Source organism: Rahnella sp. GSA61A, from assembly GCF_019969905.1.
Lineage (GTDB): Bacteria > Pseudomonadota > Gammaproteobacteria > Enterobacterales > Enterobacteriaceae > Rahnella > Rahnella aceris.
On record NZ_JAHXYO010000006.1, the window covers coordinates 102890 to 117518 of the forward strand.

Annotated in this window: 22 protein-coding genes; 12 read left to right on the forward strand and 10 right to left on the reverse strand. The window is 50.0% G+C overall.

The window, feature by feature from the left end:
• Positions 1-69 precede the first annotated feature (69 nt).
• Positions 70-309 (forward strand): hypothetical protein, encoded by a 240-nt coding sequence (locus LC431_RS10085; protein WP_013575792.1) that lies wholly within the window; start codon positions 70-72, stop codon positions 307-309.
• Positions 310-389: 80 nt separating this feature from the next.
• On the opposite strand, the gene LC431_RS10090 is transcribed toward LC431_RS10085, so the two are convergent.
• The gene (locus tag LC431_RS10090) at positions 390-854 is read right to left on the reverse strand and encodes a GNAT family N-acetyltransferase (protein ID WP_013575791.1); all 465 of its coding nucleotides are present in this window, start codon (positions 852-854) and stop codon (positions 390-392) included.
• A 330-nt stretch (positions 855-1184) separates the two neighbouring features.
• Here LC431_RS10090 and LC431_RS10095 point away from each other — a divergent pair, with 330 nt between their 5' ends.
• Positions 1185-1358, forward strand: coding sequence for a hypothetical protein (locus LC431_RS10095; RefSeq protein WP_013575790.1), 174 nt, complete (start codon positions 1185-1187; stop codon positions 1356-1358).
• Positions 1359-1423: 65 nt separating this feature from the next.
• Here the strand turns inward: LC431_RS10095 and LC431_RS10100 are convergent, their stop codons facing one another.
• The gene (locus LC431_RS10100) at positions 1424-1624 is read right to left on the reverse strand and encodes a hypothetical protein (RefSeq protein ID WP_013575789.1); all 201 of its coding nucleotides are present in this window, start codon (positions 1622-1624) and stop codon (positions 1424-1426) included.
• 158 nt (positions 1625-1782) lie between these two features.
• Here LC431_RS10100 and LC431_RS10105 point away from each other — a divergent pair, with 158 nt between their 5' ends.
• Entirely contained in the window at positions 1783-2052 is a 270-nt protein-coding gene (locus LC431_RS10105; RefSeq protein WP_013575788.1) for a hypothetical protein, read from the forward strand.
• A gap of 69 nt (positions 2053-2121) precedes the next feature.
• Here the strand turns inward: LC431_RS10105 and LC431_RS10110 are convergent, their stop codons facing one another.
• Positions 2122-2397, reverse strand: a complete 276-nt coding sequence (locus tag LC431_RS10110) for a hypothetical protein (protein WP_013575787.1) — start codon at positions 2395-2397, stop codon at positions 2122-2124.
• Between the two features lie 233 nt (positions 2398-2630).
• Positions 2631-3152 (reverse strand): DUF4186 domain-containing protein, encoded by a 522-nt coding sequence (locus tag LC431_RS10115; RefSeq protein ID WP_013575786.1) that lies wholly within the window; start codon positions 3150-3152, stop codon positions 2631-2633.
• Between the two features lie 41 nt (positions 3153-3193).
• On the opposite strand from LC431_RS10115, the gene LC431_RS10120 reads away from it, so the two are divergent.
• Entirely contained in the window at positions 3194-3448 is a 255-nt protein-coding gene (locus LC431_RS10120) for a hypothetical protein (protein WP_013575785.1), read from the forward strand.
• Positions 3449-3518: 70 nt separating this feature from the next.
• Positions 3519-3677, forward strand: coding sequence for a YqaE/Pmp3 family membrane protein (locus tag LC431_RS10125; RefSeq protein ID WP_013575784.1), 159 nt, complete (start codon positions 3519-3521; stop codon positions 3675-3677).
• Between the two features lie 94 nt (positions 3678-3771).
• On the opposite strand, the gene LC431_RS10130 is transcribed toward LC431_RS10125, so the two are convergent.
• The 5 genes from LC431_RS10130 to fliD all read right to left on the reverse strand — a co-directional run bounded on the left by LC431_RS10130 (position 3772) and on the right by fliD (position 7359).
• Entirely contained in the window at positions 3772-3948 is a 177-nt protein-coding gene (locus LC431_RS10130; RefSeq protein WP_013575783.1) for a GhoT/OrtT family toxin, read from the reverse strand.
• A gap of 118 nt (positions 3949-4066) precedes the next feature.
• Complete coding sequence (locus LC431_RS10135; protein WP_223509750.1) at positions 4067-4714, reverse strand: AraC family transcriptional regulator; 648 nt, start codon at positions 4712-4714, stop codon at positions 4067-4069.
• A gap of 419 nt (positions 4715-5133) precedes the next feature.
• Complete coding sequence (gene fliT, locus LC431_RS10140; RefSeq protein ID WP_013575781.1) at positions 5134-5496, reverse strand: flagella biosynthesis regulatory protein FliT; 363 nt, start codon at positions 5494-5496, stop codon at positions 5134-5136.
• Complete coding sequence (fliS, locus tag LC431_RS10145) at positions 5471-5908, reverse strand: flagellar export chaperone FliS (RefSeq protein ID WP_013575780.1); 438 nt, start codon at positions 5906-5908, stop codon at positions 5471-5473. The genes fliT and fliS overlap by 26 nt, the downstream gene beginning before the upstream one ends.
• 14 nt (positions 5909-5922) lie before the next feature.
• A complete protein-coding gene (gene fliD, locus LC431_RS10150; protein ID WP_013575779.1) occupies positions 5923-7359 on the reverse strand; it encodes a flagellar filament capping protein FliD in 1437 nt (478 codons plus the stop codon).
• A gap of 375 nt (positions 7360-7734) precedes the next feature.
• Here fliD and LC431_RS10155 point away from each other — a divergent pair, with 375 nt between their 5' ends.
• The 7 genes from LC431_RS10155 (at position 7735) to tcyN (ending at position 14230) form a co-directional block, all read left to right on the forward strand.
• A complete protein-coding gene (locus LC431_RS10155; RefSeq protein ID WP_013575778.1) occupies positions 7735-9015 on the forward strand; it encodes a FliC/FljB family flagellin in 1281 nt (426 codons plus the stop codon).
• Between the two features lie 308 nt (positions 9016-9323).
• Positions 9324-10046 carry an RNA polymerase sigma factor FliA gene (locus LC431_RS10160; RefSeq protein ID WP_013575777.1) on the forward strand — a complete coding sequence of 241 codons (723 nt, stop codon included), beginning with the start codon at positions 9324-9326 and terminating at the stop codon, positions 10044-10046.
• A 54-nt stretch (positions 10047-10100) separates the two neighbouring features.
• Complete coding sequence (gene fliZ / locus LC431_RS10165; protein WP_013575776.1) at positions 10101-10607, forward strand: flagella biosynthesis regulatory protein FliZ; 507 nt, start codon at positions 10101-10103, stop codon at positions 10605-10607.
• 188 nt (positions 10608-10795) lie between these two features.
• Entirely contained in the window at positions 10796-11806 is a 1011-nt protein-coding gene (locus tag LC431_RS10170) for a D-cysteine desulfhydrase (protein WP_013575775.1), read from the forward strand.
• A 135-nt stretch (positions 11807-11941) separates the two neighbouring features.
• Positions 11942-12742 carry a cystine ABC transporter substrate-binding protein gene (gene tcyJ / locus LC431_RS10175; RefSeq protein ID WP_015690037.1) on the forward strand — a complete coding sequence of 267 codons (801 nt, stop codon included), beginning with the start codon at positions 11942-11944 and terminating at the stop codon, positions 12740-12742.
• 70 nt (positions 12743-12812) lie between these two features.
• Positions 12813-13481: a cystine ABC transporter permease gene (gene tcyL, locus LC431_RS10180; RefSeq protein ID WP_013575773.1), complete on the forward strand. Its 669-nt coding sequence runs from the start codon at positions 12813-12815 to the stop codon at positions 13479-13481.
• The gene (tcyN, locus tag LC431_RS10185) at positions 13478-14230 is read left to right on the forward strand and encodes an L-cystine ABC transporter ATP-binding protein TcyN (protein WP_013575772.1); all 753 of its coding nucleotides are present in this window, start codon (positions 13478-13480) and stop codon (positions 14228-14230) included. The genes tcyL and tcyN overlap by 4 nt, the downstream gene beginning before the upstream one ends.
• 103 nt (positions 14231-14333) lie before the next feature.
• Here tcyN and LC431_RS10190 read toward each other — a convergent pair whose 3' ends face one another.
• Positions 14334-14621, reverse strand: a complete 288-nt coding sequence (locus LC431_RS10190) for a hypothetical protein (protein ID WP_223509752.1) — start codon at positions 14619-14621, stop codon at positions 14334-14336.
• Between the last annotated feature and the right edge of the window lie 8 nt (positions 14622-14629).

Genomic DNA, 14629 nt, shown 5'->3' on the forward strand with positions numbered 1-14629 from the left:
TAATTTAGAAACAAAAGTGAAATAGGATGTAGGAGCTAAAACAATCCCTTCCGATATCACGAGGTCGTTATGTCAGTTATTCAGGCCAAATCATTGCACGAAGCTGAAGATCTGCTTAATTCCGGTATGGTGAAAAAAGTCGAGCTGGCTTTTAATATTAACAGTGATGAGTTTTTCAAACTTGCGCTGGAATGTGGTGACCGTGGTGCGAAAATTACCAAGGGTAAAAATTTCTTTATCATCACACTTAAAAAATGGGTTATTCCGTCGAATGACCAGACTGCAACAAAAAGCAACGTTCTGATGTAATTGCTTTTTGCATCTCCATAACCCTGTCATAAGACAGCGTTATGGAGGTATTTATTGCCACTTCTGCCGTTTCCCGTGCGTTACCTCATCGCTTTCATCATATAAACACTCAGCGGATCCGGGGACAACGCATAGTCGCCAAACGCTTCTGTCCGGCAATAACCCAGTTTTTCATACAGCGTGATGGCTTTTTCCTGAAACACACCCGTTTCCAGAAACAGGTCTTTGTACCCCAACGCTTTCAGTTTCTTTTCCATTGCGGCAATCAGTAATGAGGCAATGCCCTGACCGCGATACAGCGGGCTCACGTAAACACGTTTCATTTCCGCGAGGCCGTGTTTTGTGATAAACAGACAGGCGCAACCGGCCCAGTCATCATCAACCCTCGCCATAAAACACGTGATCTCACCTTCATCAAGTTCAGTGATGTTAATTCCCTGAAACGATTCCGGTGGATAGAGCGGATATTGATAGGCATCCAGCTCAGCAATCAGTCGTGTCAGATGCGGATGAGTCGCATCGGTTTCAAAAATCTGGGCACTCACAGCGCAGGCTCTCAATGTAACAAAGTGGATTTATATTTTTAACTTAAATCACCCCGAAAACAAGGGACTGGCAGGCAGAAGTGTGGCGGAAAACCGCCTTTGCGTAAGAAGAGTGTAAAATTTAATTATGTTCCTGATACGTCTGTCAGAGTTATCCGATTTTAAGTGCCTCCGCTTCATTTTATACATGTTCTTTATTTCTTTTATGTAACATTCATCCCGAGTGATTAATGTATGCGATGAAATAACCTGGAGTGATTAATGATTTGCGTGTTATCGCGCTGGGGGAAAGGAAGTATATTATAAGAGGTTGATTGAAAGGATAAAATTATGGCTGTCTATCCTGTTGGCGTTTTTGTCACGCTTACTTTTACACCAGGTTTATTTGAAATTGTCGCTGTTCTGGATGAGGTTAAACCAGTGCAATATCAGGTCATTAACGTTGAAACGGGCAATGTGATCAGGGTGAATGAACACTTTATCCGCGGCATCGTGAAGCCTTAGTGATTTGTATTAAATGACGATGAACTCAGGAGGCCGGGCAATACTGTTTGCCCGGCCTTTCGTTTTTAGTCCGGCATCAGGTTGTTAAAATCCTCTTCATACAGGCTGCGGCATTCTTCCATAAACTCCGGGTATCCCAGTTCTGAGGTCTGAACTTCACGGCCAAGTCGCTTTTCCAAATCTTCGTGAAACCACTCAAATTCGCCATGCAGGATGCCGGTAAATCCGGTCAGTATGATGCATTGCTGTGGCGTCAGTTTTTTCACAGGGGTTCCTCATGATTTTTGGGGGGCAAAAGACGGTTACGCCAGCTCTTGCGCGATATAAATGTTGAAAGAGAGAAGTGCTTCACGCCGGTATCCGGCAGGACGCGGCAATATATTCTATCCTCTAATTAATTCCACTGGAAAACAAGGAGTCACATATGGATCAGGATCTGTTTGAACAGGCGCCGCTGCCGCTGCTTACCCGGTTTGAGATTGGTGACAGGGTCAAGTTGCTGACGTTTCCGGTAGGCGTGCATCCGGCCAGCTATCAGCTTGATGTGGCGATCACCAGAATTCATGATGGTGAATTTGAAGGTGAAATTGTGCGCATTGCGCCACTTGGCCGTCTGGGGCATCACGAGGCGCATTTTACGGTGGGCGGGCATGTTGAATTTTTCGCCCGCAACATTCAGGGGATGGCGGCCTGAAAGTCAGGTGGCTCCTGAAAACAAAACCCCGCGTTAATGGCGGGGTTTATGGCTTTCAAAAAACAATTTTTACATCAAGGGTTTCACGTGCTTGGTGAGCGCCTGGGTGGTTAATTCGTCGGCTTTAATTTTCGAACAATTTCCACAATAGCCCACAAGATACCAGTTCCCGTCTGCGCCTTTTTCCGGATTAACTTTGTAGCGTTCGTTGCGTTTACCGTAAAACTCGCGTTCCGCGTTCTGTGCTGCGTCTTCCCAAAAGCACAACGAAAACTGATGTTGTTTATCAACATGCCGTTGTCCGTTGCGGCTTCCGCCAACCAGTAAATAATGATATTCAGACATGCATCCTCCTTTTCCCAATACGGGCAATTATCCTGACAACAAGTGTAAAACTCGTTTCACATGGAAAAGCTCATCCGAAAGACTGCAAAAACTTCAAAGGGCGTGCTGAAGACAACCCGTCGCACAATTCTTATTCCTCTAAAATTATAGAGCACGATCTTACTTGGGTATGGAAAAGCGGGAAAAGTGTGACCATTATCACTTTTTATTTTTTAACGAGTGTGATGCGCCTCTTACAACAAATTCATCTGTTGTGCGTTGTCCGGTGTGTCTGAGATTTTTTTGTTAGATTTTCGTTCTTTAGCGACCGGAGCAGGGCGCTGCATTTCCTGATGAAGCCAGTGCAAAATCACCGTCACGGCATAGTGCTGCTGTGCGGGTGTCATAGCCGTATGTGCGGGGATGTGATGCCACTTTTCCAGACAGCCGCGACAGCAGGTGGCCGTTGCGTGCTGGGCAATGAATACCGGGTGACCGCGCATCGGCGTCTGTTTTCCATCCTGTTCTGGCTCTGCCGGGGCAAGGCGCTTAGCAATGAAATCCGCCGCGTGCTGGCTGACCGTCTCCGGCCCTTTATCCTGGCAATACCGGTACTCTTTGGCACCGAGATGGAAACGCTGACGGAAAGGTGAAGCGGCCAGGCGCTTAAAAACATGATCGATGGAAAACATAATCTGGATGTCCGGGTCAATTCTAGGCGCAGAAATAGCGGCGTTAATCACATCATCAGTCGCCATCAGCGGCTGCCAGACCATGTTAGTCTGGCCTGACTATTCCACTCCCGCAGGAACCTGCAATGGCAGAAAAACATGTTATAGATTTGGTCATGTCGGTCAACAAGCAAGCTGAAGAAACTGCCATGCAACAGATAATGCTGCGAAACTTTATCATTGTGATGTGTCGCAGTATGACCGACGAACAAAAGAATCAGGTGAGATGGCAGATGCGCCAGATCCACCAGGTGTCGGATGCTGAACACCGCAACGGCGATACCGACATGCTGGAAAAAACACGGCGGGATGTTGAAATTATGCTGGAGCTGATCAATTAGGTTTCATCTGATGCCCGTTTCATTTCTCATGCGCTATCGTTAACACAATGATAACCAAAGGGAGAGTAAGATGGGATTCTGGAGAGTATTGATCACAATTCTTATGCCGCCATTGGGCGTATTGATTGGCAACGGTTTCGGCGGTGCGTTTCTGCTGAACATTATCCTGACACTTTGCGGTTACCTGCCGGGTCTAATCCACGGATTTTGGGTGCAGACTCGCAAATAACACATTGTCTCGCAATAACACTGTCTTGCAGTTATCTGATCCCGGTCAGCAGGCCGGGTTCAAGATATTAAGAGGACATTCAGTGCAGGCAAACTCAAAACAGAGAGAAGAGAAGGACGACCGGCAGACTCATCGGCCAGGTAAATCCGATAATACCGGAAGTTAACAGTCTTATTTTTATCGTATCGCGGCTCACCAGCAAAGTGAACAGCACCGCAATGCCCAATCCGCCCCAGTAAATTGTTTTAATCACTTCCCACCAAACGTGCACAACTCACTCCTGCCCATGAATAAAATAACGGCGTGTATGATATTCCGTTAACATCTGGTAATCAAATATTGTGTGATGTTACTCAAGGTTTTGTATTGTGTCTGTTTGGCGCGAGTTGTTATATGTTGTCGATTGTGAGCAGCGCAGGGGTAGAAAGGGGGCGTAAATGACCACGGATGGCGGTAGGGGCGAATCCAAAACGTTTCCGGAAACGCTCGGCAAAACGCGAGCCGCTTTCATAACCTACCTGATGTGCAATATGTGAAATGGCCAGATCGGTGCATTGCAACAACCGCAGTGCGTGGGTCATGCGTACATCGATCATCAGATTTCGCAGCACACAATTTTCGCCCGCAAGACGTCTGCGCAACATCACTTCATTCATCATCAGCTTTTCTGCCACTTCGGCGGCGGTAAATGATTTATGCAGATTATTGACTAATAATTCACGTACGTTATCTGTCACGCTTTCACTGTGCTGTACGGAATACCGCACACCCAGTTGCGACAGCCAGAGTAACTGTTCGAGCATGCGGTGGCGGGTTATCGGTGCGGGCAGACCATGGTGCCAGAGAATGGCTGAGTGAGTGTCGGTAAAACTTTGTTTGAACGCACCGGGGATGTGCGGAATGACTTGCAGGGTATTAACAGCAAGAAGTGGCGGGCTGAAGCCGGTTGCGTGCAGGCCTGCATCACTGAGTAACTGATGATCCCATGCCATGATGGCGCAGCTGAAAGGGCCATTTCCGGATAAATGGTGAGTCATGCTCAACGTTTGTCCACTGTTAAGCACCAGCATTTCGCCAGCCTGCAGTGTGACTTGCTGTGCCTGATCCGTAATTGAGAGGCTTCCGTTCTGAATGAGAACCAATTGTGGCTTATCAATATAAACATCATGAATAAAAAGTTCACTATGCTGAATAAGCAGAGAAATGGTTCCTATCCCTGGAGTCACTTTTATTTTACGAACCATGATGATGATGCCCGAAAATGACGACGGCAACCTGTAGTGTGCTGCCTGATAAATAATTCCCGCTTTGCTAATACAAACAGGCTGCCGGTTAATATGTGTAAGTTATGGGAGCAGACAGAGAGAACTAGCCCTGGCAGCCAGGCGCTCTCTGCCTCTGAAACCTTATTTTTGCACAAGAAATATTGGAAAGAAAACAAACAAATATTTAATAATTATTGGCGATCGCCGAAGGCAATCGAACGGAGGTCAATTTTTCCGTAAGTCGTATTCACTTGTTGTTGTCGGGACGACTGACCAATCAGCTCGGTGAGTTTATTCATCCGGGCTTGTAACAATGTTTTAATCGTATTTTCGTTATCAAGAATAATGCGCAAATAGCGGCGGACATCATTCTGAATCATTACCGATGTCTGTTCTGACATCGGTAACCGGGTCGTGGCTTCGACTGCTTTGACGTAACTGACTTCGAGCTCAACCAGCTCATCCCATTTCTCTTCTCTCGCCAGCCGCAACATCTGCTCGCTTAAAGACAGGATCAGTTGATATTCATTAACCAGATACTGATGTTGATCCATTATATTGGTCCTGCGACGGGTGGTAGTTTGGGCCGATTTGCCGCCAGGCATCGGCGATATTTTCAAGCAAGGTCAGCACCTCAGCGATGGCCTCTTGATCGTTGTGTAAATTTGCATGCAATAAACGACGGACCATATAGGAATAAAGCGCTTCGAGGTTATCCACTAATTCAGGATCGCCTTTTTCACGACTTAATCCGGCTTTCAGTCCGCTGTCGATAATGTTAATTGCCATAGACAGTGATTTGCCTTTTTCGGCAATGCTGCCCTGCTGGATAAAAATACGAGCACGGATCAGGGCGCTGCGCGCCCCGTCGAATAACATCGTCACCAGCTGATACGGAGTGGCGCTCATGACGCCACTTTCAAGGCCTACCTGTGCGTAGGCCTGAGTTCCTTTTGCATTATACATATTCAGTTTCCTTACTAGCTTGAACTTGATGAGGACATAGCTTCGAACTGCTGCGTCAGATAATCCGCTGTGCTGTTGAGCTTCTGGATCGAGACATCAAGTGCCGTGAATTGCGTTTTATAACGGGCGATGGTGTCGTTAATGCTGGTGTTCACCTTGTTGTACTGCTCGGTGAGGCTTTTCAGCGTGGTGTTCACAGCCGTCTGGGCATTAGCAATCGTACCGGTGCTGGTGTTCAGGAACCCGCTGTTCAGGTTGCTGATGTTGGTCATCACGCCGGTGGTTTTGCCGTCACCTACCATCATGGTCTGCACAGCATTCGGGTTACTGGTTAACGCTGCACTCAGCTTGGTGCTGTCAACTTCCAGCTTACCGGTGTCCGGGTCAGTGGTAATACCGATACTCTGCAATGAACTTACTGAACCAGAACCCGAGACGCCGGTGATCGCTGACTTCAGACGTGTCTGGATGGTACGCAGTGCGCTGTCACCCAGTAATGCGCCGTTGGTACTGTCAGCCGTATCGGTATTCGTCGCGGTGGCTGTGAACTTGGTCAGGCTGGAGAACGTATCCTGCAACTTGTTATACGCATCAACAAAAGTCTGGATAGCGGTGGAGGCTGTAGAGGTATCTTTCGCCACTGTCAGCGTTGCAGCAGTGGTGGTGGTACCGGTCAGATTTAACGTAATCCCGTCCTGCGCATCACTGATGGTGTTGCTTTGACGTTCCAGATCGATGCCATTAAAGGTCAGCTTGGCATTGCCTGCTGTGGCATTTTCGGTCATCGCACCGGTGCCGGTGGATGAGTTATATCCGATAATATTATTCAGCTGGTCATCACCGGTGACGCTGACGGTCATTTCTGAATTGGTACCGGTATTGTTCGCGCTCAGTACCAGCTTGTAGCTGCTGTCATCCACTTTGACGATACTGGCCGTGACACCGCCACCGGCTTTATTGATCGCATCACGAACGCCGGTCAGTGAAGTCTGATCATCGGTCAGTTTGATGCTCAGTGGTTTACTGCCGTCGCCCTGGCTGATGGTCAGGGTACGGGTATTATCAGTGGTCGTGGCGCCCAGTGCGGTTTTATTGCTCGACTGCGTGGCAGAAACCAAAGACTGCGCAGAGGCCAGCTGTGTCACGGAAACGGAATATTTACCCGCCGCGGCGCCGGTGCCGGTTGTCACACTGAACGCAGACGTGTTGCTCGACGAAGCCGTGGTCGCCCCGTAAGTATTGGTCGATGACAATGCGGTCGCAGCGTCAGAAAAAGTTTGTAATGCGCTTTGGAGCGTGCCATAAGCCGTCAGTTTGGCGCTATAGCTGGTTTGTGCCGCGGTGATCGGGGTTAAACGTTTTTTTTCTGCAGTCGTCAGGTTATCCAGCAGGTCTGAAAGTTGTAAACCTGAACCGATACCTAATGAAGAGATAGTGCCTGAAGTGGCCATAATTATCCTTTACAGTTTGATTGCCCTGAGTACGTGAATTTACAGTCGCCTTCGCTTCGTTCGTTCACCGGTTTTCCTGACGGATGTCAGGTAACGGGTTCACTCCCTCGCCGCTTACTGCAACTCCAATGACTTTAGGTATAAAAGAGTCTTTAAGCCCTATCGGCACGACGGAGAAAAAGTTTAATAGATCACAACAAAAAGTAATGGCGTGAATAGGCGGTATAAGGAAGGGTAATTCTCAAAGTAAGAAAACCGGATTTTTTGAGAAATAATTCTAAAGGTTACCGCAGTACCGCCGATACAAGTTTGGACGGTGATGAACGCCGTGGGCAATAAGCCCGAACCCTTAACCAGATTTGAAGGAATACACTCATGGCTCAAGTTATCAATACCAACACGCTGTCTCTGATGACTCAGAACAACCTGAACAAATCCCAGTCCGCTCTGAGCACCGCTATCGAGCGTCTGTCCTCCGGTCTGCGTATCAACAGCGCAAAAGACGATGCTGCTGGTCAGGCGATTGCTAACCGCTTCACTTCTAACATCAACGGTCTGACTCAGGCTTCACGTAACGCCAACGACGGTATCTCTGTTGCGCAGACCACTGAAGGTTCACTGAGCGAAATCAACAACAACTTACAACGTATTCGTGAGCTGTCTGTTCAGGCTGCTAACGGCACCAACTCCGATTCCGACCTGACCTCAATCCAGGACGAAATCACTTCCCGTCTGTCTGAAATCGACCGTGTATCTGGTCAGACTCAGTTCAACGGCGTGAACGTACTGGCCTCTAACCAGACGATGAAAATCCAGGTTGGGGCTAACGATGGTCAGACTATCGACATCGACCTGCAGAAAATCGACTCTACCACTCTGGGTCTGAACGGTTTCTCAGTAGCAAGCAACGCACTGAAAACCAGCGATGCAATCACTCAGGTTGGCGCAAGCGGCTCCCTGAAAAACGTTGACCTGTCTGCAGCGGCAACTTCTCTGGGCCTGGACGCAAGCAAACTGTCTCTGAAAAACGTTCAGACAGCAGCTGGCGCAGCGACTGCAACTTACGTTGTTTCTGATGGTACCAGCAACTACGCTGCATCTGTAGATGACGCAACTGGCGCTGTAACACTGAACACCACTGACGTTTCTTACACTGACACTGACAACGGTGTTACTGCAGGTACTCAGACTGGCAAACTGGTTAAAGTTGGCGCAGACGCCACTGGCGCAGCAGTAGGTTACGTTACCGTTCAGGGTAAAGACTACAAAACTGCAGCTGGCGCTATCGTTGACGGCGGCGCTACCGGTACTGCGAACGTTGCAAGCACCATCGGCGACATCGCCAGTGCTGCTAACACCAACGCTTACACTGGCGTTGCGACTTCTGACCCACTGAAAGCAATCGACGCTGCTATCGCTAAAGTTGACACCTTCCGTTCTTCACTGGGTGCGGTTCAGAACCGTTTCGATTCTGCCATCACCAACCTGGACAACACCACGACTAACCTGTCTTCTGCACAGAGCCGTATTCAGGATGCTGACTACGCAACAGAAGTTTCAGCAATGTCTAAAGCACAGATCCTGCAGCAGGCTGGTACTTCAGTATTGTCTAAAGCTAACCAGGTTCCTCAGTCTGTACTGTCCCTGCTGCAATAATTGTCTTAGTCGACAAATTACGCAGTTCGGTTACAAACAGAACAAACCCCGCTCCAGCGGGGTTTTTTTTAACTAAAATTTACCATTCTTAAGGATTAATGCGGGGCATTCGCTGGTATAATTTAAGATAATCTTTATGTTGCGATTGTTTTTTAGTCAATCGTTTGCGGTGTTACCGGCGGACGTCTGCAAACAGAATCTGCGAGACATAATCAAAATAACCGCGTTTTTCAGGCCTTATTCAGCCGATTGATTAGCGATTATCACTGGCACAATGATACTGACCCTAAATTTGCCAGGTTACGACAGTGAGCGATCTGTATACCGCCGACGGCGTGATAGACAAAAATTCTTTGTGGCAGCGCTATGTTCCGCTTGTGCGCCATGAAGCCCTGCGTTTGCAGGTGCGGCTTCCCGCCAGCGTAGAGCTTGATGATCTACTGCAAGCGGGCGGGATCGGCCTGTTAAATGCGGTTGAGCGTTTTGATGCGATGCAGGGGACGGCGTTTACGACGTATGCCGTTCAGCGTATTCGCGGCGCCATGCTCGATGAGTTGCGTAGCCGCGACTGGGTGCCGCGTAGTGTCAGACGTAATGCGCGTGAAGTGTCCCAGGCGATGCATAGCGCAGAACAGAAATTAGGGCGACCGCCGAGTGAAGGAGAGGTGGCGCAGGTGCTGGATATTCCCATTGAGGAATACCGGCAGATATTAATGGATACGAACAGTAGCCAGTTGTTTTCTTATGACGAATGGCGCGAAGAGCACGGCGATACTGCCGAGGCATTGATGGAAGGGCACGAAGAGGCCAACCCGTTACATCATCTGTTGGAGGGTAATTTACGCCACCGGGTGATGGAAGCTATCGATGCGTTACCTGAACGGGAGAAGTTGGTACTTACGCTTTACTACCAGGAAGAGTTGAATTTAAAAGAGATCGGGGCGGTGCTGGACGTCGGGGAATCCCGTGTAAGCCAGCTCCACAGTCAGGCGATTAAGCGTTTGCGAACACGCCTGGCCAACGACCACTGATCCGCTTTTTCCTGGCCGGTTATACATTTTATATCCCTTATCAGGAATAAATTTATGCCAGCGGGAATCAAAACAAGGCCTTTAAGCCGTTATCTTAAAGATTTTAAACACAGTCAGACTCATTGCTCACAGTGTGCAAAAGAACTCGACAGGATGGCACTGGTGTTTCGCGGGCAAATCATCAATAAAGAGGCCATCGCCAAGATGGACCAGCCTATTGATGATGACGTGTGGCACAACCTGTCGCAGGAACTGACCGCACTGTGTCGTTTTTGCAGTGAGATAAGCTGTAACAGCCATTCGTCCTATTTTGACATTATGGCGTTTAAGCAATATCTGTTTGAGCAGACTGAGATGAATCACAGCACGGTGCGCGAGTATGTTGTCCGCCTCCGCCGTCTGGATGAAATCCTCTCTGCAAACAACTATCCTCTGGATAAACTTTCAGGGGACAGTATCCACCAGCGGATCATCAATGATTTGCCGGTGGCGGGTCATGACAACTACCGTATTGCCCTGCGCAAATACGACCAGTATCTGGCCTGGCAGAAATCCGCGTAATCGGATCTCAGACAGACTGACACGCAATGCACAAACAGGCTCCTCCGGGAGCCTGTTTTTTTGTCTTGAATCTGTCCGCAGTTTCTATAAATTCTTTATATACTTACTCAATAACCTGTCTCTAAACTCAAACCAACTTCGACTATAACGACTTCGTGCGGCACCGTGCTGTGCGTCAGGGGAACATCGTGCCTGCTAAAATTTCTTTGCTTAAAACCCGGCTGGAAGCCTTCGATCGGATCGATTTACTGGGCAGCGCCACGCCGCTGGAAAAACTGCATCGTCTTTCCGAATACGCCGGACGTGACATTTACATTAAACGCGATGACATCACGCCGCTGGCGATGGGCGGTAACAAGCTGCGCAAACTGGAATATCTGGCCGCCGCAGCGCTGGCAGAAGGTGCGGATACGCTGGTGACCGCTGGTGCCATTCAGTCAAATCATGTACGCCAGACCGCCGCCGTGGCCGCCAAACTGGGCCTGAAATGCGTTGCGTTGCTGGAAAACCCGATCGGCACCACCGAAGTCAATTATCTGAGCAACGGCAACCGTCTGCTGCTGGATCTGTTCAATGTGGAAGTGGTGATGTGTGACGCGCTTGATGACCCGATGGCGCAGCTTGCAGAACAAGCCGAACGTCTGGAAGCACAAGGTTTTCGTCCCTACGTCGTGCCGGTTGGCGGTTCCAATGCGCTTGGTGCACTCGGCTACGTGCAGTGCGCGCTGGAAATCGCCGAGCAGTCTTCGGCCAGTTTTGTGGATTTCAGTGCCGTGGTGGTGGCATCGGGCAGCGCCGGTACGCACGCTGGTCTGGCCGTCGCTTTGCAACATTTAATGCCAGACACGCAGTTGATTGGTGTGACAGTGTCGCGCAGTGCCGATGCCCAGCGTCCCAAAGTTGAAGCCATTGCCCGGGAAGTGACAACACAATTACAACTGGGTGAGAAAACGCCGTCAATTACCTTGTGGGACGAATATTTTGCGCCACGCTACGGTGAGCCGAATGAAGCCGGAACCGCCGCCGTGAAATTGCTGGCAGAGCAGGAAGCCATGCTGCTGGATCCGGTGTATACCGGCAAAGCGATGGCCGGATTGCTCGACGGTATAGCGCGTGGTTTGTTCCCGGATGAAGGCCCGATCCTGTTCATTCACACCGGCGGTGCACCGGCACTGTTTGCGTATCATCCGCAGGTTTAATACTCTAAAATCCGCTTATGCTTTTTTGAGCTAAGATTATAGAATTATATTCCTGATAACTGACGCAGCGGGTGCTACTGTGCGCAAATTCGTAGGGGATATAGCGTTCTATAACTAACTATAACTGAGGTGAATATGGGTTTTTCTACACTGCGTCGTCGTTTACTTCTGGGTGCTGTTGCGGTCACGCTGACAGCAGGCATGGTCAGCAATACTTTTGCTGACGAAGGGTTACTGAAGAAAGTCAAAGATCGCGGCACCTTGATTGTCGGGCTGGAAGGGACTTACCCTCCGTTCAGTTTCCAGGGTGAAGACGGCAAACTGACCGGCTTTGAAGTCGAGTTCGCCGATGCACTGGCGCAGCACATGGGCGTTAAAGCGAAACTGCAACCGACCAAATGGGACGGCATGCTGGCTTCGCTGGAATCCAAACGTATTGATGTGGTGATCAATCAGGTGACCATTTCGCCTGAGCGTGAGAAAAAATATGACTTCTCTACGCCATACACCGTTTCCGGTATTCAGGCGCTGACTAAAAAAGGTCAGGAAGGCACCATCACTAAACCTGAAGATCTGAAAGGCAAAAAAGTCGGCGTAGGTCTGGGCAGTAACTACGAGCAATGGTTGCGCGAGAATGTGCAGGGCGTGGACATCCGTACTTATGATGATGACCCGACTAAATATCAGGATCTGCGCGTAGGCCGTATCAACGCCATTCTGGTTGACCGTCTGGCAGCACTGGATCTGGTGAAGAAAACCGGTGATACCTTAGCCGTTGCAGGTGCACCGTTCTCCCGTCTGGAATCTGGCGTGGCCATTCGCAAAGACAACCCGGAACTGCTGGCTGCTATCAACAAAGCGATTGCTGAAATGCAGAAAGATGGCTCGCTCGCCAAAATCTCTGAAAAGTGGTTTGGTGCTGACGTCACAAAATAATACCCGTAAAACCGGAGCGTCAGACTGGCGCTCCGGCTCATTACGAACTGATCCATAAGGTTCTTATCGGATGCAAGAAAGTATTCAACTGGTGCTGGATTCAGCACCATTTTTATTGAAAGGAACACTGTTTACGCTCCAGCTCAGTCTGGGCGGAATGGTGTTCGGTCTTATCCTGGGCTTCGTGCTGGCGCTGATGCGCCTTTCGCATTTCTGGCCGCTGTCATGGTTATCGCGTTTTTACGTCTCCGTTTTCCGTGGCACGCCGCTGATCGCCCAATTGTTTATGATCTACTACGGTCTGCCACAGTTTGGCATCGAGCTGGATCCTATCCCGGCAGCCATGATTGGCCTGTCGCTCAATACCGCGGCCTACACCTCCGAAACCCTGCGTGCGGCGATTTCGTCCATCGAAAAAGGGCAGTGGGAAGCGGCGGCCAGTATTGGTATGAATCCGTGGCAGACCATGCGCCGCGTGATTTTGCCGCAGGCCGCCCGCACCGCGCTGCCACCGCTCGGTAACAGCTTCATCGGCCTGGTAAAAGATACCTCGCTGGCCGCGACCATCCAGGTGCCGGAACTGTTCCGTCAGGCACAGCTTGTGACGTCGCGCACGCTGGAAGTGTTCACCATGTATCTGGCCGCATCGGTTATCTACTGGGTGCTGGCGACCGTTTTATCCTTCCTGCAAAACCGTCTGGAAGACCGCGTTAACCGTCAGGATCAGGAGCCTTCATGAGTACCATTGACGTAAAGCAACTGACAAAAAAATTCCACGGACAAACGGTGTTGCACGGTATCGATTTACAGGTCAACGCCGGCGAAGTGGTAGCGATCATCGGGCCAAGCGGTTCGGGTAAAACCACCTTGCTGCGCAGCATTAACCTGCTGGAAGAGCCGGACGGCGGCACCATAAAAGTCGGCAATATCGAAATTGATGCCAGCAAACCGCTCAGTAAACAGAAGAATAACGTTCGTGAGCTGCGCAAGCAGGTGGGGTTTGTTTTCCAGAACTTCAACCTGTTCCCGCACCGTTCAGTCCTGGAAAATATCATCGAAGGACCGGTGATTGTGAAGGGCGAGTCAAAAGAAAAAGCCATCGCCACAGCACGTCAGCTTCTGGAAAAAGTCGGGTTAAGCGGCAAAGAAAATGCCTATCCGCGACGTCTCTCCGGTGGCCAGCAGCAACGCGTTGCCATCGCCCGCGCACTGGCGATGAGCCCGGAAGTGATTTTGTTTGATGAACCGACCTCCGCGCTTGACCCGGAACTGGTGGGTGAAGTGCTCAACACTATCCGCGCACTGGCACTTGAGCACCGCACCATGGTGATTGTGACCCACGAAATGAGTTTCGCCCGTGACGTGGCAGACCGCGCTATTTTTATGGATCAGGGGAAAATCGTGGAGCAGGGGCCAGCGAAAGAGCTGTTTTCGAATCCGCAACATGCCAGGACGAAACAGTTCCTGGAGAAGTTCCTGGCCCACTGAGATCAAAACCGTGGGCGTCGGCCCACACCGACTTGGGGGACGGCTTATCGCCGCCGCCCCCCAAGACCCCCCGGGCTCTTTCACTGCGCGCTCCGCTCGCTGACTATGTTTCATCAGCCGCAGTGATAGCCGCAAAATCCCGCCGCTGCGCGGCAAGATCTCCAGCCTGTCGCAGTGTTTCCTGAAACATAGCTTGCGTGCGGATCACTTGTTTGAAAAAGCGAGGGGAGTTCAGAGGGGAAAAGCTTTTCCCCTCTGGTCGGTTTCGGCGCGAAAGGCCGCGTGATAACCGTTCTTGAGAAACCGAAACTGTCTCGATCCAGCCCTTAATGTAACGGGAAATTTTTTCAGGCTTTTTTAAAAGCCGCCACTTGCAGCGGCTTTCCTGCAATCCCAACC

What these genes read in the sequence shown, in the direction of transcription:
- LC431_RS10085 (WP_013575792.1), top strand. Translation starts at nt 70, where the DNA reads ATGTCAGTTATTCAGGCCAAATCATTGCACGAAGCTGAAGATCTGCTT.
- LC431_RS10095 (WP_013575790.1), top strand. Translation starts at nt 1,185, where the DNA reads ATGGCTGTCTATCCTGTTGGCGTTTTTGTCACGCTTACTTTTACACCA.
- LC431_RS10105 (WP_013575788.1), top strand. Translation starts at nt 1,783, where the DNA reads ATGGATCAGGATCTGTTTGAACAGGCGCCGCTGCCGCTGCTTACCCGG.
- LC431_RS10110 (WP_013575787.1), bottom strand. Translation starts at nt 2,397, where the DNA reads ATGTCTGAATATCATTATTTACTGGTTGGCGGAAGCCGCAACGGACAA.
- LC431_RS10115 (WP_013575786.1), bottom strand. Translation starts at nt 3,152, where the DNA reads ATGGTCTGGCAGCCGCTGATGGCGACTGATGATGTGATTAACGCCGCT.
- LC431_RS10120 (WP_013575785.1), top strand. Translation starts at nt 3,194, where the DNA reads ATGGCAGAAAAACATGTTATAGATTTGGTCATGTCGGTCAACAAGCAA.
- LC431_RS10125 (WP_013575784.1), top strand. Translation starts at nt 3,519, where the DNA reads ATGGGATTCTGGAGAGTATTGATCACAATTCTTATGCCGCCATTGGGC.
- LC431_RS10135 (WP_223509750.1), bottom strand. Translation starts at nt 4,714, where the DNA reads ATGACTCACCATTTATCCGGAAATGGCCCTTTCAGCTGCGCCATCATG.
- fliT (WP_013575781.1), bottom strand. Translation starts at nt 5,496, where the DNA reads ATGGATCAACATCAGTATCTGGTTAATGAATATCAACTGATCCTGTCT.
- fliS (WP_013575780.1), bottom strand. Translation starts at nt 5,908, where the DNA reads ATGTATAATGCAAAAGGAACTCAGGCCTACGCACAGGTAGGCCTTGAA.
- fliD (WP_013575779.1), bottom strand. Translation starts at nt 7,359, where the DNA reads ATGGCCACTTCAGGCACTATCTCTTCATTAGGTATCGGTTCAGGTTTA.
- LC431_RS10155 (WP_013575778.1), top strand. Translation starts at nt 7,735, where the DNA reads ATGGCTCAAGTTATCAATACCAACACGCTGTCTCTGATGACTCAGAAC.
- fliZ (WP_013575776.1), top strand. Translation starts at nt 10,101, where the DNA reads ATGCCAGCGGGAATCAAAACAAGGCCTTTAAGCCGTTATCTTAAAGAT.
- tcyJ (WP_015690037.1), top strand. Translation starts at nt 11,942, where the DNA reads ATGGGTTTTTCTACACTGCGTCGTCGTTTACTTCTGGGTGCTGTTGCG.
- tcyL (WP_013575773.1), top strand. Translation starts at nt 12,813, where the DNA reads ATGCAAGAAAGTATTCAACTGGTGCTGGATTCAGCACCATTTTTATTG.
- tcyN (WP_013575772.1), top strand. Translation starts at nt 13,478, where the DNA reads ATGAGTACCATTGACGTAAAGCAACTGACAAAAAAATTCCACGGACAA.